The organism is Klebsiella sp. CN_Kp066 (assembly GCF_040065135.1).
Classification (GTDB): domain Bacteria; phylum Pseudomonadota; class Gammaproteobacteria; order Enterobacterales; family Enterobacteriaceae; genus Klebsiella; species Klebsiella oxytoca.
This window is the reverse complement of the sequence record NZ_JBEAIU010000052.1, coordinates 1-19,335: the sequence shown is the minus strand read 5'-3', so window position 1 is coordinate 19,335 and position 19,335 is coordinate 1. Positions and strand designations below refer to the sequence as shown.

Sequence of the window (19,335 nt, the reverse complement as noted above, 5' to 3'; positions counted from 1 at the left end):
TCCAGCGTTTTCACGCGTGTTGAATACCGGGGCAGGGGCTGCTGGTGTGCGGTCGTCGGAGGATCCGGGCCGTCTGGATAAGGGTTACCGATGTGCCGCGATCCGCGGCGGAAGCCTGGGAATCATCGGCCCGAGCCCCGCAAACCAGCCGATATGATGCAGGAACTTATTCATTTGGCGTTTTTCTCTGCTCCCTGCCCGGCAGATAGGCTATCAGCCATCCCATAATCAGTCCGGAGAACAGGCCAGAACCTGCGATTACCCGGAACCCATGACCACGCAGAATAAAGGTTGTCAGATCGGTATCGGAGAAAAGCAGCACGCCGGTTAGCGGTATTGCCGCGCATATGGCCAGGCCAATGGTCGCGCTGGCGAGGATACGCCGGTAATGAATCGCATGAATACCCGTGGGCAAAAAAGCGACGGCGATCCCGGTCAGTAGCGCCGGGATGGCGCCAGCAGCCCAGGGGACGATGAGAAAATACGGCAGTTCAGAAAAGACAAATTCAAAGAAACTACCCACCGAACGGCGCGACTGTATGACGATGGCGACGATGGCCCACAGCAGGCCAATATAGGGGCCAATGAATGCATACCAGCAGGCATGGCGAAGCGTGCGTCGTGTTGTGGTCATGTGAATCCCTTCAGATGGTTAAGTCCGCAGGGAAGATAGTGAGGTTAAGTGAAGGGATGATGAAGTTTGGTTAAGGCAGCACAATCTCCATGCCGTCAAATCCCGCTTCAAACCCCGCCGGCAGAGAGTGCTCCATCATCCACGCGTCGAAGCGGTGGCTAATATGAGTGAGGATCACTCGCGGGCAGCCGATGACCTGGTTAATGGCCCGCACGGTGTTCAGGTCGCAGTGGTTGCGCGGCGGCTGCGGGCGCGGCTCGTGGCTACAGTCGATGATGATAAGCTGCGGCTGATTATTCAGCAGGAACTTCAGCGTTTTTTCCGGCAGCGCGGCGGTATCGGAGAGCCAGGCGACCCGGCTATGGGCCGACTCCAGCAGATAGCCAAACGTGAGCCTTGAGTGATTCAACGGCAGCGGCGTGACGCGCAATCCCTGAAGTTCAAACCGCACAAATGGTTCGACGGTGTGGCTGAAATCCAGCAGGCCCGGATGCTTAAACAGGTCATCGCAGCCCTGATCATCCGGGGGGCCGTATACCGCAATGGATTCGCCCACGCCCCAGCGCAAGGGGAACAGCCCCTGTACGTGATCCATATGATAATGGGTGAGCAGAAACTGCTGAAAGCTGCCGGCGGGCCACTGCGTCATCAGATCCGGCAGCCCGGCATCGAGCAGCGTCACCGCGCTATTGAATTTAACTATCGCGCTACAGGGGCGACGACGATGCGCTTCGTCGGCGCGGGCGCGGCGACAGGCGGGGCAATCGCAGCCAAAAACCGGCACCAGCTGCGCGCCGCCGGTGCCGGTTAAGCGGATACTCAGGCTCATGCTTTCTCCTCGCGCGTCAGGCTGGCTGCCGTTCGCGTCGGTTGCCGTGAATGCGAATCAGCGAAACCAGAGCGTCCACCGACTGGCTAAGGCGACCATCGTTATTTAGCGTCAGACACGCGCTCGGCGTATAGCGCGCCGCGCGCGCCATGCGCTGGGCGATTTCTGTTTCGTTCTCCCGCCCGCGCCGCGCCAGGCGTTGTCTGAGCACCTCCGGTGAAACCTGCAAACAGATAGGCAGGAGGGCGTCAGCATAGCGCGCCTGCGCTTGCGCAAGGTGCGCGCGTGAACCGTTAGCGACCACGTCGAACCCGGCGTGCAGCCACAGGTCAATCTCGATGCCAATACCGTAGTAATGGTGGTTTGCATGCCAGCTGAGGGCAAACAGATGCTGCTCGGCGCGGGTAAAAAACTCTCGCTCGCTGAGGGCGATATGGTTTTCACCACCCGCATTGGGCGAACGAGTAATGTAGCGGTGCGCTACCAGCAGCTGCGGATGCTCACGCTGGCGCAGCGCCGCCAGCAGGCTGTCTTTACCGGAGCCGGAGGCACCGACCAGCCAAATCAGTTTTCCTGTCATCAGAAGACCCTCTTACCTTGCCGCCAGACGTGATCGATATGGATATGCTCGCCGTGACGGCGCGCCAGCACCAGGTCCGCCCGCTTACCTTCGGCAATCGCCCCGCGGTCGTGCAGCCCCAGCGCCTGCGCCGGGTTTTGACTTACCAGACGAATAGCCTGCGCGAGGGTAAAAGCGTTGCCCTCGTCGTCAGCGATGCGGAAAGCGGCATCCAGCAGGCTGGCGGGATAATAGTCGGAGGAGAGAATATCCAGCAGTCCGCTGGCCGCCAGATGATGGGCGGCGACGTTCCCGGAGTGCGAGCCGCCGCGCACGATATTCGGTGCGCCCATCAGGACGCTCATCCCATGCTGGCGCGAGGCCTGCGCTGCGGCGATAGTGGTGGGAAATTCGGCGATAACGCTGCCAAGCTGGCGTGACTCGAGCACATGTTCGCAGGTAGCGTCATCGTGGCTGGCCAGCGCGATATTCCGCTCGCGGCAGATCGCGGCGATGCGCTGCCGGTTGGGCTGTGACCAGGCAGCCGCCAGCGCCATCTGCTCCTCTTCGAAGGCGTCCATCTGTTCGTTGGTCAGATGGTATTTGCCCTGGTAGTAGTCGCGGTATTTGCTGCGGTCGGCGTACTGGCGCTGGCCAGGGGAGTGATCCATCAGGGAGACCATGCTCACCGGTTCGCGGCCAACCAGCTTCTTGAACAGCGGCAGAGTGGTGTGATGCGGCAGTTCGCAGCGCAGATGCAGCCGGTGTTCGGCGCGGTTGAGGCCCCGCTTTTGCGTCTCCTCCACGGCATTGATCATCTTTTCCAGGTTCTCCAGACGATCGCCGCCGTCGCGGACATCGCCAATAGCCACGGCATCCAGCACGGTGGTGATGCCGCTGGCGACCATCAGCGCGTCGTGGCTGCTCATCGCCGAGTGGGCGGGCCAGTCCACCTTCGGTCGCGGGGTGAAAAACTTGTCCAGGTTGTCGGTATGCAGCTCGATAAGCCCCGGCAGCAGCCAGCCGCCGTCGCCGTCAATGGCCTCCGCCAGCCGGCTCTGGCTTTCGGCAAAGGCTGAAATTCTGCCGTCCCGCACCTCCAGCGAACCGTTAACCACCTCGTCTTCGAGGACCAGCTTTACGTTGTTGATAATCATGCTGAAATCCCCATGGGGTGCAGGCGGTCGGCGACCTGTTTACGCGTGGCCTCGTCGTGGAAAATGCCGACGATCGACGCGCCGCGGGCTTTGGCTTCCTGGATCAGTTCCACCACGGCGGCGCGGTTTTTGTCGTCCAGCGAGGCGGTGGGTTCGTCGAGAAGCAAGATCGGGTAGTCTACCGCGAAGCCGCGGGCGATATTGACCCGCTGCTGTTCGCCGCCGGAAAAGGTCGAGGGGGCGAGGTGCCACAGACGTTCGGGCACGTTCAGGCGCGTCAGCAGGCGGGCGGCTTTACCGGCGCTCTCTTCGCGCGGGATGCCCAGCTCGAGCAGCGGCTGCATGACGACGTCGAGGGCGGAGATGCGCGGGATCACTCGCAGAAACTGGCTAACCCAGCCGATGGTGGTTTTACGCACTTCCAGGACTTGGCGCGGCGTGGCGGTGACCAGATCCACCCATTCATCGCCGTGGCGGATATAGATGTGGCCGCTATCGGGGAGATAGTTGGCGTACAGCGAACGCAGCAGGGTCGATTTTCCGCTGCCGGAGTGGCCGTGCAGCACCACGCATTCGCCGACGTTTACGCTCAGCGAGGCGTCGGCGAGTACCGGCAGACGCACGCCGTTCTGCTGGTGCAGAACAAAGGTTTTATGGATGTTTTCCACGCGAATGGCGTTCATTTTTAGCCTCATCGTGCCTGAATTTCCCCGGATCGCGGCGCGAACGCCTTATCCGGGCTACCTGATGCATTAATTCACGAAGCGCGACCGGGGATCGCCGGAGACGGCGCGTTGCGCCTGTCCGTGCTACCGGCTCGCAGACGGTCCGTCACCCGTAGCACGGTCAGCGCAGCGCCGCCGGGAGTGGACATACGCTCAGTTCTGCAATACCGACGACACCAGCAGCTGGGTGTAAGGATGATGGGGATCGTCGAGCACCCGGTCGGTTAAGCCGCTTTCCACCACCTGCCCCTGTTTCATCACCAGCAGACGGTTAGCCAGCAGGCGGGCAACGCCGAGGTCGTGGGTCACAATGACTACCGCCAGATTGAGCTCCACGACCAGGCCGCGCAGCAGATCGAGCAGGCGCGCCTGCACCGACACGTCCAGCCCGCCGGTAGGTTCATCCATAAACACCAGCTTCGGCTGCGTCACCAGATTGCGGGCGATTTGCAGACGCTGCTGCATGCCGCCGGAAAAGGTGGTGGGCAGGTCGTCAATGCGCGAAGGCGGGATCTCCACCTCCTGTAACCACTGCCCGGCGGTGGTGCGAATGTGGCCGTAGTGACGGGCGCCGATCGCCATCAGGCGCTCGCCGATATTGCCGCCGGCCGACACCTGGCGACGCAGCCCGTCCATCGGATGCTGATGCACCACGCCCCACTCGGTGCGCAGCAGGCGACGGCGATCCGCTTCGCTCATCGCGTACAGCGAACGATTCTGGTACCGCACTTCACCCTGCTGCGGCGTCAGGCGGGCGGAAATCGCCTGTAGAAGGGTGGTTTTACCGGAACCGGACTCGCCAACGATACCCAGCACTTCTCCCGGCCACAGCTCGAACGATACGTCGCTGAAGCCTTTACCCGGCGCATAGAGGTGGGTCAGGTTATTCACCGCCAGTAACGGATAGCTCATTTTTTCTGCTCCTCGCACTGTTGGCGGCAATAGTCGGTATCGGAGCAGACAAACATCCGCTTGCCGCTGTCGTCGAGCACCACTTCATCAAGATAGCTGTGGCGTGAGCCGCAGATCGCACAGGGTTCATCCCACTCCTGAACGGTAAACGGATGATCGTCGAAATCGAGGCTCTCCACCGGGGTATAAGGCGGCACCGCATAGATGCGTTTTTCGCGCCCGGCGCCGAACAGCTGTAGCGCAGGCATCATATGCATCTTCGGATTATCAAATTTCGGAATCGGCGATGGGTCCATGACGTAGCGGCCGTTGACCTTCACCGGGTAGGCGTAGGTGGTGGCGATATGGCCGAAGCGGGCGATATCTTCGTACAGCTTCACCTGCATTACGCCGTACTCCTCCAGCGCATGCATGGTGCGGGTTTCGGTTTCGCGCGGCTCGATAAAGCGCAGCGGTTCCGGGATCGGCACCTGGAAGATGAGGATCTGATCTTCGGTTAGCGGCGTTTCCGGGATCCGGTGGCGGGTCTGGATCAGCGTGGCGTCCTCGGTACGTTCGGTGGTTGCGACGCCGGTTACGCGTTTGAAAAACTGACGAATCGATACCGCGTTGGTGGTGTCGTCGGCGCCCTGATCGATCACCTTCAGCACATCATTTTCGCCGATAATGCTGGCAGTAAGCTGAATACCGCCGGTTCCCCAGCCGTAGGGCATCGGCATCTCGCGACCGCCGAAGGGTACCTGGTAGCCGGGGATGGCCACCGCTTTCAGGATGGCGCGGCGGATCATGCGTTTGGTTTGCTCGTCGAGGTAGGCAAAGTTGTAGCCGGTCAGTGCGTTAGCCACGTTGATTCTCCCGTTGCAGGCGTTTAAGTAGCGCCAGTTCGGCCTGGAAATCGACATAGTGGGGAAGTTTTAAGTGCGAAACGAAACCGGCCGCCTCGACGTTATCGGCATGAGCCAGCACAAACTCTTCGTCCTGGGCCGGACCCGCCGCCTCTTCGCCGTACTCCGGCGCCTGGAGCGCGCGGTCAACCAGCGCCATCGCCATCGCTTTGCGCTCGCTCATGCCAAACGTCAGGCCGTAGCCGCGGGTGAAGTGCGGCGGTTCATCCTGAGGGTCGACAAAGCCGTTGACCATTTCGCATTCGGTCATCAACAGTTCGCCAATAGTGACGGTGAAGCCCAGCTCTTCCGGGACGATCTCCACCGCGACGTAGCCGCTGCGAATTTCCCCGGCAAACGGATGGTTGCGCCCGTAGCCGCGCTGGGTGGAGTAGGCCAGCGCCAGCAGGTAGCCCTCGTCGCCGCGCACCAGTTGCTGCAGGCGCGACGAGCGCGAACAGGGATAAACCGGCGGATGGCGGGTGATGTCGTCGGGCTGCGCGTCAGTATCCTGCTCCGCCTTCGCCAGTCCCTGCTGGACGAGCAGATTAAAAACGTGCGGCGTGGCTTCCTGCGGCGCGCTATCGGTCGCCAGCGGCGGCGTTTCGCCGTTGGCCAGTAGGGTAAAATCGAGCAGACGGTGGGTGTAATCGTAGGTCGGGCCGAGCATCTGGCCGCCGGGGATATCTTTATAGACCGCCGAGATCCGGCGCTCAAGGCGCATAGCGGCGGTGTCGACAGGCTCGCTGACCGCCAGTCTTTGCAGCGTGGTGCGGTAAGCGCGCAGCAGAAAAATCGCTTCGACGCTATCGCCGCTGGCCTGCTTCAGCGCCAGCGCCGCCAGCTCCCGGTCGGCGATACCGCCTTCGGTCATGACCCGATCCACCGCCAGATTGAGCTGTTGGCTAATCTGGTCAACGCTGATTTCAGGAAGCCGTCCATCGCCTCGGCGTTGCTGTTCCTGTAGGGCGTGAGCGGCGACGATCGCCTTCTCGCCGCCTTTGACGGCTACGTACATTAGCAGACCTCGACGTGAGTGGTGCGCGGAATCGCCAGCAGGCGTTCGCCGCAGGTGAGAATCAGATCGATACCCAGCGGGAACGGATGCGGGCGCTCGGTTAACTCTGCAATAATACATTCCGGCAGCTGCGGGGCGATCATCCGCTCCTCGGCGATCCCGGCGCCGGTCAGGCGCAGCATCCGGCCGCCGCTGAGGCTGGCGAGCTGAACAATCAGCGTAACGCCGGTCTCCGGGGCGACGACGGTACCGGCGGAGAGCACGTTGAGCTGTTCGGCGCTGATGCTGTCACTGGCGACGGCGAAGGTTGCCTGCTGCGGCTGCTCAACCAGCGGCGCGCCGGTATGAAAGCGTAAATTCTGGCCGACCAGATCGTTATGCAGCGTCGGAGCGAGCCAGACCGGCGTCTCGTGATCCACCAGCGTCAGCAGCAGGCTGGTGGTGGCGACGTTCAGCGGCTGCCAGCCGTGCTGAAGCTGCTGCAGGGAGACAATCACGCCCGGCTCGCTCATCGCTTTCAGCAGGCGGCGGAAACTGTGCTGGGCATCCTGCACAGCCAGGGTAAAAGCGGGTTGTAAGGTCATGCGTTATCTCCGCGAACCAGAGTAAAGAAGTCGACCCGGCTGGCGTTGACTTCGGCGCGTCGGGCTTCAATGCGCGCGCTACGTTGTTCTTCCAGCGGGGTTATCAGGGTTTCCATCAGGGTGTGAAAATGGTGTGGCGACTGCATCAGGGCATCGATGGCCGCGCAACGTTCAGCGTGCGGACGATCGCGGCCTAAAATCCAGCTATAGCCGAGCGTGCCGTCGGCCAGGCGGATAGCGGCGCGGGTTAAGGTGGCGTCTCCGGCGAAAAATCGATCGCCGATGCCGCCCATGCGCGCCTGCAGCTGGACCAGCCCGGTTTCCGGGGCGCGAATCAGTTCATACTGCGGCGCGAGCTGCAGCGTTTGCATCCGCGCCGCCAGTTCTTGTGGGTCACTGTGGGCCAGCACGGACATCCAGCGCTGGCGGGTAGCGGTATCAAAGTGCATTCAGTGCTCCATGGTGAATTCAATCATGTCGGCGCGGGTCAGGCTGACGGAGTACTCCGTCGCGCTCTGCTCGCCCTGGCGATGATTCAGGGTGCGCACGCACAGCAGCGGCGCCATATTGGGAATGCCGAGAATGCGGCTCTCTTTGGCCTGCGCGCGGCGGGCGCTGATTTTGGTGCGTACGCGGGTCAGTTCGATATCAAGACGATTGCGCAACAGATCGTGGAGCGAGCCGTGGGTAAAGGTTTGCAGAACCGGCCATAGCTGCAGGTCGGCAAAGTAGTGGTCTATCAGACACAGGGCGACGCCGTTCACGCGGCGCAGGGTGCGCAGGTGAATGACGTTATCGCCTTCACTGATGGCAAACGCGTCGGCAACTTGGCTACTGGCCGGACGCAGCACCGACAGCAGCTTTTCGCTGGTCGGGTGGCTGCCCTGTTCGAGAAGATTCTGGCTAAAGCGCGCCTGGGCGCTGAGCGGGTAATCTATCGGGCGCATCAGTACCAGCACGCCGACGCCCTGACGGCGCTGGACCCAGCCGCGCTCGACAAGCTGATCGATGGCCCGGCGCAGGGTATGGCGGTTAACCTCAAAGCGGGACGCCAGCTGCTGCTCGGCGGGCAGATAGTCGCCGCAGCGGTAATGATGGCAAAGCTCTTGCTCCAGTTTGGCGGCAATTTCCTGATATCGCGTGGGGTAACTGGTCGGATGTCTGGATAAGTACATGGCAATCAAGCCTCACTAAGGACAAGAAGGAGTTTTCCTCTGAGCGTGAGCCAATCCTGACGGTTTTTTGTTACGTTTCGGTTAACTCCTGATGACCGGGGGATGAAGAGTTAATGCCGAAGGGATGACAGGTAAGAGGGAATGAACGCACAGAGGCCCTCTACTGAAGGGAGAGGAAAAATCCGGGTGCGGAGTCAGCTGTGCGTGGGGGCTGCAGAGCGGCGCAGGGGTAACAAACTGCACCGCCGGGTACCCTCTCCCTTTCGGGGAGAGGGTTAGGGGGAGGGGAAAAGGTCAGCGTTAAGGTTCTTTCACCACGTTGACCATCCACGGGACGCCAAAGCGGTCGATCACTTTACCGAAGCCGTGCGCCCAGAATGTCTCCTGCCAGACCATCTCTATCTGCCCGCCATCGGCGAGGCCGTCAAACCAGCGTTTACCCTCGATAACATCTTGCGGATCAAGCACGATAGTAAACCCGGCGTAGCGCTCCATTTTACTGGAGGGGCTGTCGCTGAGCATCAGGATGCTGTCGGCGATGCGCAGACTGGCGTGGGCGATGCCGTCGGCGGCCAGATGCTGGCCGGAGGGGCAGCCATCCTCTGCGTCATGAATATCCTGCGGCATTTCGCCCCAGGTAATTTTATGGAGCAGTTCAGCGCCCAGCGCCTGCTGGTAGAACGCGATGGCGGCCGCGCAGTTGCCGCTAAAAGCGATATAGGGACTCAGGGGCATAAGCATTACCTCAGGTAACGAATATTCCATTAAGCGTAGAAGGGGATTGCAAAATTAAGCCAGGCGGCAGCGAGGGAAGACGCAAGAAGAGGCGGAAGACGATCGGACAATTCGCATAACGGCACGGGAAAATATATTTCCCCCCGACGACAGGCGCCGGGGGAATAAAATCAGTTCTTTTTAACAAATTCGGATTTTAGCTTCATCGGGCCAAAACCATCAATTTTGCAGTCAATATTATGATCGCCTTCAACCAGGCGGATATTCTTCACTTTAGTACCGATTTTTAGCATTGAAGAACTGCCTTTAACCTTAAGATCTTTTACTACGGTGACGCTGTCGCCGTCGGTGAGTAAATTACCGTTGGCATCTTTGACCACCAGCGCGTCGTTATCATCCGCAGGCTCGGCATTGTTCCATTCATGGGCGCATTCCGGGCAGATAAACATGCCGCCATCTTCATAAGTGTATTCAGAATGGCATTTCGGGCAGTGTGGCAGTTGCATGACGTTCCTCGCGATTACTGGGTAAAACAGGACGTTGGTCCATTAAATGGCGGCTGATAGCCGAAAGTGTAAGTGATTATAGCGCAATCCCGCACTTTTGTCGGGCCTTTTTTATGAGTTACTGCCGGGAAGAAAATGAATATACCCCGTGAAGAGCGACGGGGTTATTTCCATAAAAACCGCCAGATATTTCCGGAAATGTATCGCTAAGTTCCAATATTCATTGAACTTATTGGTTTTCGCCGACTCTGTTTAAGGGTAGGTAAATTTTTGTGAAGTTGATCCCAAATTTAAACGCTGTTAGGGTAAAAAGGCGAGAACGCAAATTCACTACACTTATTAGCGGCCCCGCATATTCATTATGGCCAGAGCAGGCGTCAACAGGTTCGGTTGTACGGACTGTCAGCAGACAGTGCAGGCAAACCTGCTACGCTTGAAATGTGGAGCACAGCAATTCGCCGCTCCCAACGCATGACGCGAATGACCTTGTCATTCGGCGGAGATTCGTGCGCTCAAGGCGAGAGCAAAAGAGGATAATTATGCTTAAAAGGAAAAAAGTAAAACCCATCACGCTTCGGGATGTGACCATCATTGATGATAGCAAACTGAAGAAAGCGATTACCGCAGCCTCGCTGGGTAACGCGATGGAGTGGTTCGATTTTGGGGTATATGGTTTTGTTGCGTATGCTCTTGGTAAGGTCTTTTTCCCCGATGCCAACCCCAGCGTGCAGATGATTGCCGCGCTCGGTACTTTCTCGGTTCCCTTCTTAATTCGTCCATTAGGCGGCCTGTTCTTCGGGATGCTGGGCGATAAATATGGTCGACAAAAAATTCTGGCGATAACCATCGTCATTATGTCGATAAGTACATTCTGTATCGGTCTTATTCCGTCGTATGCCACCATTGGTATCTGGGCGCCGATTCTGCTGCTGCTGTGTAAAATGGCGCAGGGATTCTCGGTGGGCGGAGAATATACCGGGGCATCGATCTTTGTGGCGGAATACTCGCCTGACCGTAAACGCGGCTTTATGGGCAGCTGGCTGGACTTCGGTTCGATAGCGGGCTTCGTGATGGGCGCGGGCGTGGTGGTACTCATTTCCAGCATGGTAGGCGAAGAGAACTTCCTCGACTGGGGCTGGCGTATTCCGTTCTTCCTCGCGCTGCCGTTAGGCATTATTGGTCTTTATCTGCGCCATGCGCTGGAAGAGACGCCGGCGTTCCAGCAGCACGTTGATAAAATGGAGCAGGGCGACCGCGAGGGCCTGCAGGACGGGCCGAAAGTCTCCTTTAAAGAGATCGCGACTAAACACTGGCGTAGCCTGCTGACCTGTATCGGTCTGGTGATTTCCACCAACGTGACCTACTACATGCTGCTGACCTACATGCCGAGCTACCTGTCGCATAACCTGCACTATTCAGAAGACCACGGGGTGCTGATCATCATCGCCATCATGGTCGGGATGCTGTTCGTTCAGCCGGTTATCGGTATGCTCAGCGACCGTTTTGGCCGTCGCCCGTTCATTCTGATTGGTAGCGTGGCGCTGTTCGCGCTGTCGATTCCGGCATTCATCATGATTAACAGTAACGTTCTCGGCCTGATTTTCGCCGGTCTGCTGGTGCTGGCGGTTGTGCTGAACTGCTTTATCGGAGTGATGGCTTCGTCGCTGCCGGCGATGTTCCCGACCCACATTCGTTTTAGCGCCCTGGCCAGCGCCTTCAACATCTCGGTGCTGATTGCCGGTCTGACGCCAACCCTGGCGGCGTGGCTGGTAGAAAGCACGCAGAACCTGATGATGCCGGCTTACTATCTGATGGTAATTGCAGTTATCGGTCTGATTACCGGCCTGTCGATGAAAGAGACCGCCAATCGTCCGCTGAAAGGGGCGACGCCAGCGGCTTCGGATATTCAGGAAGCGAAAGAAATTCTCGGCGAGCACTACGATAACATCGAGCATAAAATCGAAGATATCGATCAGGAGATCGCCGATCTGCAGGAAAAACGCTCTCGTCTGGTGCAGCAGCATCCGCGCATCAACGACTAAACCGTTTTGCTGTTAATCAATGCCGCCGTGGGCTTCCCCGGCGGCATTTTTTTATGCCCCGGCGGGCGCCAGATTATGGCGACGCTGCTGGCTCAGCCTGCGATACTGCTGCGGCGGCATGCCGACATATTTATTAAAAGTGCTGTAAAAGCGGCTGCTGGAGCCGAAACCGGCGGTCAGGGCGATATCGAGGATGGTCTTATCGGTGTCGCTGAGCAGCGCCCGAACGTGATTAATGCGCATCGCGGTAATGTACTGCTTCATGGTTTGCTGCATCACCCGCTGAAAAATCCCCATCGCGTAGTTGGCATTCAGCTTCACATGCTCGGCGACATCGTTGACGGTGAGCGCCCGATCGTAGTGGATGGCAATATATTCCAGCATCTGGCTGACGTAAAACTGGGCGTGGCGCGAAACGCTGTTCTTATGCGTGCGTGAAGTCTTGTTCACCAGAATCGGCTGCCAGCCGGAGAGGCTCAGGCGCTTGAGCATCAGAGCGATTTCATCGATCGCTAACTGGCGGATTTGCTCATTTTCGCTGTTCAGCTCCTGCTGCCAGCGCTGGACTTCAAATACGCTGAGCTGCTGGGCAGCCAGCGATTTCACCACCATACCGTGGGTGACGTGGTTAATAAGCTCCCGATCCAGCGGCCAGGATAAAAACAGATGCATCGGCAGGTTGAAGATAGCCATCTGCCTGCAGGCCCCTGGTCGGGTAAGGCGATGGGGCGTACAGGCCCAGAACAGGGTGATATAGCCCTGCTCGATACGTACCGCTTCATCGTTGATCAGATACTCGACATCGCCGTCGAAGGGGACGTTCACCTCCACCTGACCGTGCCAGTGGCTGGCGGTCATGGCATAAGGAGTACGCAGCTCGATATCCATCCGCTGGTATTCAGAGTAGAGCGCCAGCGGGCTGCGGGGCAGTCGATCGTCGCTGCTGCTCATATACGCGTCGGCGGGATGCGCTGCGCGGGGTTTATCGATCATGATGTAGATTCCTGAATCATCATTCTTGCCGATTTTTGACGCCAGTCAGCGCTTATCTTAGTCGAATTAAAGGCCCGTTTTCTCTTCTTTTTCGCCCATTTATTCCCGAAAAATCAGTTTTCATGCTTGCCGGTAGCCGATCTGAGTTTTCGGGAATTCTCCGGCGGGAAGAGGGCAGCCTGCCGGTAGTCCGGCATGCCACTCTGTTAACGTTCACTAACCCTACGGAGAGCACCCTATGTCTGCCCCCAAAATTACCTTTATCGGCGCCGGTTCGACGGTATTCGTCAAAAATATACTCGGCGATGTGTTTCAGCGCCCGGCGCTAAAGTCCGCGCATATCGCCCTGATGGATATCGATGCGACTCGCCTGGAGGAGTCGCATATTGTGGTGCGCAAACTGATGGACTCTCTGGGCGCGGAGGGGGAAATCAGCTGCCATCGCGACCAGAAAGCGGCGCTGCAGGACGCGGATTTTGTGGTGGTGGCCTTCCAGATTGGCGGCTATCAGCCCTGTACGGTCACCGATTTTGAAGTCTGTAAGCTGCATGGCGTGGAGCAAACTATTGCCGATACGCTTGGCCCGGGCGGAATTATGCGCGCGCTGCGCACCATTCCGCACCTGTGGCGCATCTGCGACGATATGACCGAAGTTTGCCCGAACGCCACTATGCTTAACTACGTCAATCCGATGGCGATGAATACCTGGGCGATGTACGCCCGCTATCCGCATATTAAGCAGGTCGGACTGTGTCATTCGGTGCAGGGGACGGCGGAGGAACTGGCCCACGATCTGGATCTCGACCCGGCGGATTTACGCTACCGCTGCGCCGGTATCAATCATATGGCCTTTTACCTGTCGCTGGAGAAAAAGCTCAGCGACGGCAGCTATGTCAGTATTTACCCGGAGATGCTGCAGGCATTTGCCGAAGGACGCGCGCCGAAGCATCGCGAAGATTCGCGCTGCCAGAACATCGTCCGCTATGAGATGTTTAAAAAGTTGGGCTATTTTGTCACGGAGTCGTCCGAGCACTTCGCGGAATACACTCCCTGGTTTATCAAGCCGGGGCGTGAGGATCTGATTGCGCGCTATCAGGTGCCGCTGGATGAGTATCCGAAACGCTGCGTAGAGCAGGTGGCGAACTGGCACAAAGAGCTGGAACGGTATAAAACCAGCGAGCGCATTGAGGTCAAACCCTCGCGCGAGTACGCCAGCACCATTATGAACGCCATCTGGACAGGCGAGCCGAGCGTGATCTACGGCAACGTGCGTAACGATAATCTTATCGATAACCTGCCGCAGGGCTGCTGTGTGGAGGTGGCCTGTCTGGTGGACGCTAACGGCATTCAACCGACCAAAGCGGGCAAGCTGCCTGCCCATCTGGCGGCAATGATGCAAACCAATATCAACGTTCAGACCCTGCTGACGGAGGCGATACTCACGGAAAATCGCGACTATATCTACTATGCGACGATGATGGACCCGCATACGGCGGCGGTGCTGGGCATTGAGGAGATCTATGCGCTGGTGGACGATCTGATCGACAGCCACGGCGACTGGCTGCCGGCGTGGGTGCATGGCTAATCAGGTATTGTGCCGGATGACGGCTAGCGCCCTATCCGCCTGGAGGTGGCTTTGCGTTTTTCTCCCGGCTCGCGCTGCGCTTAGCCGGGCTACGGGTTTACCGCCATCAGCGTACACGTAGCCCGGACAAGGCGCGTCAAGCGCCGCCTCCGGGGAGCAGCGCGCAATGTTGCTTCAGATTATCTTCCCGGTGGCGCTGCGCTGACCGGGCTACGGGTTCACCACCGTCTGTGGACAGGTAGCCCGGACAAGGCGCGTCAAGGGCCGCCTCCGGGGAACAGCGCGCAATGTTGTTTCAGATTATCTTCCCGGTGGCGCTGCGCTGACCGGGCTACGGGTTTACCGCCATCTGCGGACCGGTAGCCCGGACAAGACGCGTCAAGCGCCGCCTCCGGGGAACAGCGCGCAATGCCGCTTCAGATTATCTCCCGGTGGCGCTGCGCTGACCGGGCTACGGATTTACCACCGTCTGCGGATGGGGTTTAACCATGCGTCAGAAAGCGCGCCAGCCGCTGCTGCAGAATTTGATTTTCACGGCTCAGGCGCGCGTTCTCGTCAAGCAGCGTCAAGGCGACGGCGATCCCCGGCCAGTCCAGCTCCAGCTCTTTGCGTAAGCGTACTGCGCGGTGAACAATTGTCACCGCACTATCGTCAAACAGCCATTTTTCCCGCTGCGGCTGGCGCGGCTCGATCATGCCGAGGCCGACAATTTCGTTCAGTTCCTCCTCGGAAAGGCCGGTGTGGAGACAAAACTCGGTAATCGTAAACGTCACTGTTATCTTAGCCATCAGGCTTTCCCCCATGTCTTACGCGGCTCGAAGCTGGATTGCGCATCGGCCAGCTGCTGCCAGAGCTCGCGGCTCTTCTCATCCGGTTTTGGCGGCATAACGATTTTAATCACGGCGTACAGATCGCCAGTGGTGGTTTTGCTGGCCAGCCCTTTGCCCTTGACGCGCAGGCGCTGTCCGGCCTGGCTGCCCGGCGGGATGGTCAACAGAATGCTCTCTTTGAGCGTCGGGATAGTGACTTTGGTGCCTAATGCCGCTTCCCATGGCGCCAGCGGCAGGACAATTTCAAGGTTATGTCCGACGATATCAAACAGCGGATGCGGGGCGATATGTATCACCAGCCACAGGTCGCCGTTCGGGCCGCCATTCTCGCCGGGGGTGCCCTGGCCTTTCAGGCGGATGCGCTGGCCGTCGACGACGCCTGCGGGAATTTTTACGTTCAGAGTTTTCGGCGTTTCGCTTTCAACCATGCCAAAGACGTTATACACCGGCAGCTTATAGCTGATAGTGCGCGTCTGCTCGGCTAAAGTCTCTTCAAGGAAAACCGCGACTTCTATCTCTAAATCATGGCCGCGCACGCCCTGCTGGCGGCGGCTATGATGCGCCTGCTGGCCAAACATGGAGGAGAAGATGTCGTCAAAGTCCTGCTGGCTGTAGCTCTGCTCATGGGAGTGCTGCTGACGGCCAAAGTGCGGATCGTTGCGGTGCTGCCACAGTTGGTCGTATTCAGCGCGGCGCTGGTCATCTTTAAGCACTTCCCAGGCTTCGGCGAGATCTTTGAACCTGGCTTCGGCATCGTTTTCTTTACTGACATCGGGGTGATATTTGCGTGCCAGACGGCGATAGGCGGTCTTGATGGTTTTCAGATCGTCCGTTGGCTGAACCCCTAAAATGGCATAATAATCCTTTAATTCCATGATGTTATCTCATTTATGCGCAATATTACGGTTACAGATCCCTGGAACAGGTGTCTTTATTAAGCGTAGGGCAAATGAGGACGGATGTGGCGGAAAAGTGGCGCAAACTTGACGCCGTCGGGATCGACGGCGACAGAACGTGGATAACCCTATTCGGCAGAAGGCCTGCTGCGGTTCCTGCGCAGCCCTTCCAGCAGCACCAGGGCAGCGCCAATGGCGCCGCCGATCAACGGAAGGGCGGCTGGCGCGTTGGGGAACAGATGAACGATGGTGACATCGCTCACCATCATTGAGCCGGCTATCCAGCCGATAAGCGCGCCGCCCAGCATCACCACCGACGGGAAGCGGTTAAGGATCGCCAATACCAGTTTACTGCCCGCGACAATAATCGGGATGCTGATCAGCACCCCCAGCGCGACCAGCAGCAGATGGCCTTTTCCGGCGGCGGCGACGGCCAGTACGTTGTCCAGCGACATAATGACATCGGCAACGGTAATGGTGACCGCAGTACGCCACAGGCTGCTGGAGCTGCTGATTTCATTCTCTTCTTCCTGATTGGTGACCAGCTTGATACCGATCCACAACAGCATCAGAGCGCCAACCACTTTCAACCACGGCAATGAGAGCAAATAAATAGCCACGGCCAGGAGCAGCACGCGCGCCGCTATCGCACCAAAGGTGCCGATAATAATCGCTTTGGTCCGCTGATGCGGCGGCAGCTTACGGCAGGCCATCGCGATCACCACCGCGTTGTCGCCGCCTAATAACAGGTCGATAGCGATAATTTGCAGCAGGATAACCGCTACGTCCCACTGACTGAAAAACTCATTCATACCTAACTCATCTAACTAAAAAGAGGCCCAGGGGGGAAAAGCAGGGGGCGAAGCGTACTCCCGTTCACGCGCGTTGACCACCCGCTAAATCGCGAGGGCGCGTTGAGTTATTGAAAAATATAGTTACTAATCATTGCCTCGTCCGGGGATGATTCGCGGGCAAAGGATGATATTTTGTTCGTAAAGACACACCTGCCGTTCACCCATCGCAAGGACTACCCACATGCCCGGCCATAAGAATTTACTGACACTCGCCTTTATTGGCGCCGCACTGCTTCCGGTGATGGCAACTGCCGCTGATGCACCCACCTTCACGCCCGAACAGGAAGCCCGTATCGGCAAAATTGCCGCGGACTATTTAGTCGCGCATCCGGAAGTGCTGCTGCAGGCCAGCCAGAAGCTGCAGCAAATTCAGGAACAGCAGCAGGCCAGCGCCGCGACGCAGGCGGTACTGAAGAACGCGGCTGCGCTGACGCAGGATAAAAACACCCCAACCTATGGCCCGAAAGAGGGCAAAGTGACCGTTATTGAATTCTTTGATTATCAATGCGTTTACTGCAGCCGTCTGGCTCCGGTCATGGAGCAGGTTATTAAAGAGAACCCGCAGACCCGCTTTGCTTTCAAAGAGTGGCCAATTTTTGGCAGCCGTTGGGAAACCTCGCTGGAGGCGGCGAAAACTGGGCTGCAGATTTATCAGCAGAAGGGCGCAGAGGCCTATTTGACCTACCATAACGGCATCTATTCCACCGGGCATAACGAAGGCAAGCTAACCGCCGCTGACGTGCAGCAGCAGGCGAAGAAGGTCAATTTCGATGCGAAGAAAGCGGCGGACGTTGAGTCGGTACTGGAAAGTACCAACCAGCTGGCGCAGGAGATCGGTTTAAGCGGTACGCCCGGCGTTATCGTAATGCCGACGACCGGCGCCACGGAGGCGACGATCACCGTATTCCCTGGGCTGGCGGATAAAGCCTCGCTGGATGCGGCGATTAAGAAAGCGGGCGGCTGATAATTAAAGCCGCCCACGGAAAACTCATCATTAGATGATCTGATAAGTTTTGTCGGCCATATAAAGCGCTAGCCGCTACCGGGTAGCGCTTCTTCGCCACGGCAGCAGCGCTGCAGCATCGACATAATCACCTGAAATAGCTCATCTTTCGCCTGCTGCTCCGTGATGACGCCGTTTACTACCGCAGCCGATAGCCCGTCGGCGGATCCAAGCATGGCGAGAATGGCTGCTTCGCTGAGGTTTTCACTCTCGCAAAGCGGCGAAAAATATTGCCGGCATTTCGCGGTAAATGCGGTTATGCACTCCTGCTTGATTTTCTCCAGCTCAGGCGTCCCGGCCAGCGCGGCCATCACGCTGGGCATTTCGCGGCCCTGGAGCAGGACGCACTCAATGTAGGCATTAGCGATCGCCGAAGCCAGTGTCTCCGCCCTGGGTTCGGTGTTGCGCAGAATTTCATCCATCTTTACGCTCTGGCGCTGGTCGTATTCCGCATACAGCGCCGCGAAAAGTCCCGAACGGCTGTCAAAATGATCGTAAACCACCGGTTTAGTCACCCCCGCCTGGGTCGCCAGATAGCCCAGCGTCAGGGCGTCGGTTCCTTCCTCGCGAATAATATGCCAGGCGACGTCCATCAGCTGCGTGCGCCGCTCTTCTCGCGTTAAACGCTGCCGTACGAGGGGTTGAGACATAAAAGGATTCTCCCGTTGACATGCTAATATACCAAAGGTAAGTTACCATGAGTAGGTTACTGTTAGTATATTAGACTACGTCCAATATCGTTATCGCGCAACTGGGGTATCCGTCATGCATGCATTAATCGTGGTTTCTCATCCTCTTAATACTTCTCTGACTCACAGCGTAGCGACGGCTATTGCGCAAGGGATTGCCGAATCCGGCCAGCAGCACACTGCTGAAATAGCAGATTTAACGCAGGAAGGCTTTAACCCGGTGTTTACTGAGCCGGATATCGCCGCATTTCTGCAAACCGGCTCCACGCCGCCCGATGTGGTTGCTGAGCAGGCCAGACTCGATCGAGCCGACGCACTGGTGCTGGTCTTTCCCGTTTACTGGTGGTCGATGCCTGCGCTGCTGAAGGGCTGGATCGACCGCGTGTTTGCCAACGGCTGGGCCTATGAGGAAACCGCCGGGGGCGAGGTGGTGAAGAAGCTCGGGCGCCTGCGAGTGCACCTGGTTGCGTTAGGCGCAGCCAATCAGAAAACGTATGATAAGCATGGGTTTACCGCTGCTTTTCATGCGCAGATCGCCCACGGCATTTTTGATTACTGCGGGGCGACGGTGGCCAGTTCGCAGCTGCTGCTGTTACCGGAGCTGGAAACGGCGAAAGCGCATCTTGAGGCGGGGTATCAGCTAGGGAAGACGATATTTAACTGAAAGCATAAAAGCAAAAACCCAGCCATAGGCTGGGTTCTCTGAATAGTGGTGCCCGGACTCG

Annotated in this window: 22 protein-coding genes; 4 read left to right on the top strand and 18 right to left on the bottom strand. The window is 58.2% G+C overall.

The window, feature by feature from the left end:
* Positions 1-166: 166 nt before the first annotated feature.
* From ABLV75_RS20450 to ABLV75_RS20390, 13 genes are all read right to left on the bottom strand, one after another.
* Positions 167-634: a hypothetical protein gene (locus ABLV75_RS20450; RefSeq protein WP_023329128.1), complete on the bottom strand. Its 468-nt coding sequence runs from the start codon at positions 632-634 to the stop codon at positions 167-169.
* A 70-nt stretch (positions 635-704) separates the two neighbouring features.
* Entirely contained in the window at positions 705-1,463 is a 759-nt protein-coding gene (gene phnP, locus ABLV75_RS20445) for a phosphonate metabolism protein PhnP (RefSeq protein ID WP_004109403.1), read from the bottom strand.
* Positions 1,464-1,479: 16 nt separating this feature from the next.
* Positions 1,480-2,043, bottom strand: a complete 564-nt coding sequence (gene phnN / locus ABLV75_RS20440) for a ribose 1,5-bisphosphokinase (protein WP_004109402.1) — start codon at positions 2,041-2,043, stop codon at positions 1,480-1,482.
* A complete protein-coding gene (phnM, locus tag ABLV75_RS20435) occupies positions 2,043-3,179 on the bottom strand; it encodes an alpha-D-ribose 1-methylphosphonate 5-triphosphate diphosphatase (RefSeq protein ID WP_004109401.1) in 1,137 nt (378 codons plus the stop codon). Before phnM ends, phnN begins: the two co-directional genes overlap by 1 nt.
* Positions 3,176-3,862 carry a phosphonate C-P lyase system protein PhnL gene (gene phnL / locus ABLV75_RS20430; protein WP_004109400.1) on the bottom strand — a complete coding sequence of 229 codons (687 nt, stop codon included), beginning with the start codon at positions 3,860-3,862 and terminating at the stop codon, positions 3,176-3,178. The genes phnM and phnL overlap by 4 nt, the downstream gene beginning before the upstream one ends.
* A gap of 195 nt (positions 3,863-4,057) precedes the next feature.
* Positions 4,058-4,816, bottom strand: a complete 759-nt coding sequence (gene phnK, locus ABLV75_RS20425) for a phosphonate C-P lyase system protein PhnK (protein WP_004109399.1) — start codon at positions 4,814-4,816, stop codon at positions 4,058-4,060.
* A complete protein-coding gene (locus ABLV75_RS20420) occupies positions 4,813-5,661 on the bottom strand; it encodes an alpha-D-ribose 1-methylphosphonate 5-phosphate C-P-lyase PhnJ (protein WP_004109398.1) in 849 nt (282 codons plus the stop codon). Before ABLV75_RS20420 ends, phnK begins: the two co-directional genes overlap by 4 nt.
* The gene (locus ABLV75_RS20415) at positions 5,654-6,718 is read right to left on the bottom strand and encodes a carbon-phosphorus lyase complex subunit PhnI (RefSeq protein ID WP_004109397.1); all 1,065 of its coding nucleotides are present in this window, start codon (positions 6,716-6,718) and stop codon (positions 5,654-5,656) included. The genes ABLV75_RS20420 and ABLV75_RS20415 overlap by 8 nt, the downstream gene beginning before the upstream one ends.
* Entirely contained in the window at positions 6,718-7,302 is a 585-nt protein-coding gene (phnH, locus tag ABLV75_RS20410) for a phosphonate C-P lyase system protein PhnH (RefSeq protein ID WP_004109396.1), read from the bottom strand. Before phnH ends, ABLV75_RS20415 begins: the two co-directional genes overlap by 1 nt.
* Entirely contained in the window at positions 7,299-7,751 is a 453-nt protein-coding gene (phnG, locus tag ABLV75_RS20405; RefSeq protein WP_004109395.1) for a phosphonate C-P lyase system protein PhnG, read from the bottom strand. Before phnG ends, phnH begins: the two co-directional genes overlap by 4 nt.
* Positions 7,752-8,477, bottom strand: coding sequence for a phosphonate metabolism transcriptional regulator PhnF (gene phnF / locus ABLV75_RS20400; RefSeq protein ID WP_023329131.1), 726 nt, complete (start codon positions 8,475-8,477; stop codon positions 7,752-7,754).
* Between the two features lie 300 nt (positions 8,478-8,777).
* On the bottom strand, positions 8,778-9,212 hold the full coding sequence (gene yjdN, locus ABLV75_RS20395; protein WP_004109393.1) for a VOC family metalloprotein YjdN: 435 nt from the start codon (positions 9,210-9,212) through the stop codon (positions 8,778-8,780).
* 170 nt (positions 9,213-9,382) lie between these two features.
* Complete coding sequence (locus tag ABLV75_RS20390) at positions 9,383-9,718, bottom strand: zinc ribbon domain-containing protein YjdM (protein WP_004109392.1); 336 nt, start codon at positions 9,716-9,718, stop codon at positions 9,383-9,385.
* 539 nt (positions 9,719-10,257) lie between these two features.
* Here ABLV75_RS20390 and proP point away from each other — a divergent pair.
* A complete protein-coding gene (gene proP, locus ABLV75_RS20385) occupies positions 10,258-11,760 on the top strand; it encodes a glycine betaine/L-proline transporter ProP (RefSeq protein WP_004109391.1) in 1,503 nt (500 codons plus the stop codon).
* 51 nt (positions 11,761-11,811) lie between these two features.
* Here the strand turns inward: proP and melR are convergent, their stop codons facing one another.
* Positions 11,812-12,753 (bottom strand): transcriptional regulator MelR, encoded by a 942-nt coding sequence (melR, locus tag ABLV75_RS20380; RefSeq protein WP_004109390.1) that lies wholly within the window; start codon positions 12,751-12,753, stop codon positions 11,812-11,814.
* A gap of 238 nt (positions 12,754-12,991) precedes the next feature.
* On the opposite strand from melR, the gene ABLV75_RS20375 reads away from it, so the two are divergent.
* Positions 12,992-14,338, top strand: coding sequence for an alpha-glucosidase/alpha-galactosidase (locus tag ABLV75_RS20375; protein ID WP_004109389.1), 1,347 nt, complete (start codon positions 12,992-12,994; stop codon positions 14,336-14,338).
* Positions 14,339-14,820: 482 nt separating this feature from the next.
* Here ABLV75_RS20375 and cbpM read toward each other — a convergent pair whose 3' ends face one another.
* The 3 genes from cbpM to ABLV75_RS20360 all read right to left on the bottom strand — a co-directional run bounded on the left by cbpM (position 14,821) and on the right by ABLV75_RS20360 (position 16,876).
* A complete protein-coding gene (gene cbpM, locus ABLV75_RS20370; RefSeq protein ID WP_004109388.1) occupies positions 14,821-15,126 on the bottom strand; it encodes a chaperone modulator CbpM in 306 nt (101 codons plus the stop codon).
* Positions 15,126-16,043: a curved DNA-binding protein gene (gene cbpA / locus ABLV75_RS20365; RefSeq protein ID WP_004109383.1), complete on the bottom strand. Its 918-nt coding sequence runs from the start codon at positions 16,041-16,043 to the stop codon at positions 15,126-15,128. The genes cbpM and cbpA overlap by 1 nt, the downstream gene beginning before the upstream one ends.
* A 149-nt stretch (positions 16,044-16,192) precedes the next feature.
* Complete coding sequence (locus tag ABLV75_RS20360) at positions 16,193-16,876, bottom strand: TerC family protein (RefSeq protein ID WP_004109381.1); 684 nt, start codon at positions 16,874-16,876, stop codon at positions 16,193-16,195.
* Between the two features lie 223 nt (positions 16,877-17,099).
* Here ABLV75_RS20360 and ABLV75_RS20355 point away from each other — a divergent pair, with 223 nt between their 5' ends.
* Positions 17,100-17,882, top strand: a complete 783-nt coding sequence (locus ABLV75_RS20355; RefSeq protein WP_004109379.1) for a DsbA family protein — start codon at positions 17,100-17,102, stop codon at positions 17,880-17,882.
* 68 nt (positions 17,883-17,950) lie between these two features.
* On the opposite strand, the gene ABLV75_RS20350 is transcribed toward ABLV75_RS20355, so the two are convergent.
* Positions 17,951-18,571, bottom strand: coding sequence for a TetR/AcrR family transcriptional regulator (locus ABLV75_RS20350; RefSeq protein ID WP_004109377.1), 621 nt, complete (start codon positions 18,569-18,571; stop codon positions 17,951-17,953).
* 115 nt (positions 18,572-18,686) lie between these two features.
* On the opposite strand from ABLV75_RS20350, the gene ABLV75_RS20345 reads away from it, so the two are divergent.
* Positions 18,687-19,274 (top strand): NAD(P)H-dependent oxidoreductase, encoded by a 588-nt coding sequence (locus ABLV75_RS20345; protein ID WP_004109375.1) that lies wholly within the window; start codon positions 18,687-18,689, stop codon positions 19,272-19,274.
* Positions 19,275-19,335 lie beyond the last annotated feature (61 nt).

Bases quoted from the DNA above. Each gene is read 5' to 3' on its own strand.
- ABLV75_RS20450 (WP_023329128.1), bottom strand. From the start codon at position 634: ATGACCACAACACGACGCACGCTTCGCCATGCCTGCTGGTATGCATTC.
- phnP (WP_004109403.1), bottom strand. From the start codon at position 1,463: ATGAGCCTGAGTATCCGCTTAACCGGCACCGGCGGCGCGCAGCTGGTG.
- phnN (WP_004109402.1), bottom strand. From the start codon at position 2,043: ATGACAGGAAAACTGATTTGGCTGGTCGGTGCCTCCGGCTCCGGTAAA.
- phnM (WP_004109401.1), bottom strand. From the start codon at position 3,179: ATGATTATCAACAACGTAAAGCTGGTCCTCGAAGACGAGGTGGTTAAC.
- phnL (WP_004109400.1), bottom strand. From the start codon at position 3,862: ATGAACGCCATTCGCGTGGAAAACATCCATAAAACCTTTGTTCTGCAC.
- phnK (WP_004109399.1), bottom strand. From the start codon at position 4,816: ATGAGCTATCCGTTACTGGCGGTGAATAACCTGACCCACCTCTATGCG.
- ABLV75_RS20415 (WP_004109397.1), bottom strand. From the start codon at position 6,718: ATGTACGTAGCCGTCAAAGGCGGCGAGAAGGCGATCGTCGCCGCTCAC.
- phnH (WP_004109396.1), bottom strand. From the start codon at position 7,302: ATGACCTTACAACCCGCTTTTACCCTGGCTGTGCAGGATGCCCAGCAC.
- phnG (WP_004109395.1), bottom strand. From the start codon at position 7,751: ATGCACTTTGATACCGCTACCCGCCAGCGCTGGATGTCCGTGCTGGCC.
- phnF (WP_023329131.1), bottom strand. From the start codon at position 8,477: ATGTACTTATCCAGACATCCGACCAGTTACCCCACGCGATATCAGGAA.
- yjdN (WP_004109393.1), bottom strand. From the start codon at position 9,212: ATGCCCCTGAGTCCCTATATCGCTTTTAGCGGCAACTGCGCGGCCGCC.
- ABLV75_RS20390 (WP_004109392.1), bottom strand. From the start codon at position 9,718: ATGCAACTGCCACACTGCCCGAAATGCCATTCTGAATACACTTATGAA.
- proP (WP_004109391.1), top strand. From the start codon at position 10,258: ATGCTTAAAAGGAAAAAAGTAAAACCCATCACGCTTCGGGATGTGACC.
- melR (WP_004109390.1), bottom strand. From the start codon at position 12,753: ATGATCGATAAACCCCGCGCAGCGCATCCCGCCGACGCGTATATGAGC.
- ABLV75_RS20375 (WP_004109389.1), top strand. From the start codon at position 12,992: ATGTCTGCCCCCAAAATTACCTTTATCGGCGCCGGTTCGACGGTATTC.
- cbpM (WP_004109388.1), bottom strand. From the start codon at position 15,126: ATGGCTAAGATAACAGTGACGTTTACGATTACCGAGTTTTGTCTCCAC.
- cbpA (WP_004109383.1), bottom strand. From the start codon at position 16,043: ATGGAATTAAAGGATTATTATGCCATTTTAGGGGTTCAGCCAACGGAC.
- ABLV75_RS20360 (WP_004109381.1), bottom strand. From the start codon at position 16,876: ATGAATGAGTTTTTCAGTCAGTGGGACGTAGCGGTTATCCTGCTGCAA.
- ABLV75_RS20355 (WP_004109379.1), top strand. From the start codon at position 17,100: ATGCCCGGCCATAAGAATTTACTGACACTCGCCTTTATTGGCGCCGCA.
- ABLV75_RS20350 (WP_004109377.1), bottom strand. From the start codon at position 18,571: ATGTCTCAACCCCTCGTACGGCAGCGTTTAACGCGAGAAGAGCGGCGC.
- ABLV75_RS20345 (WP_004109375.1), top strand. From the start codon at position 18,687: ATGCATGCATTAATCGTGGTTTCTCATCCTCTTAATACTTCTCTGACT.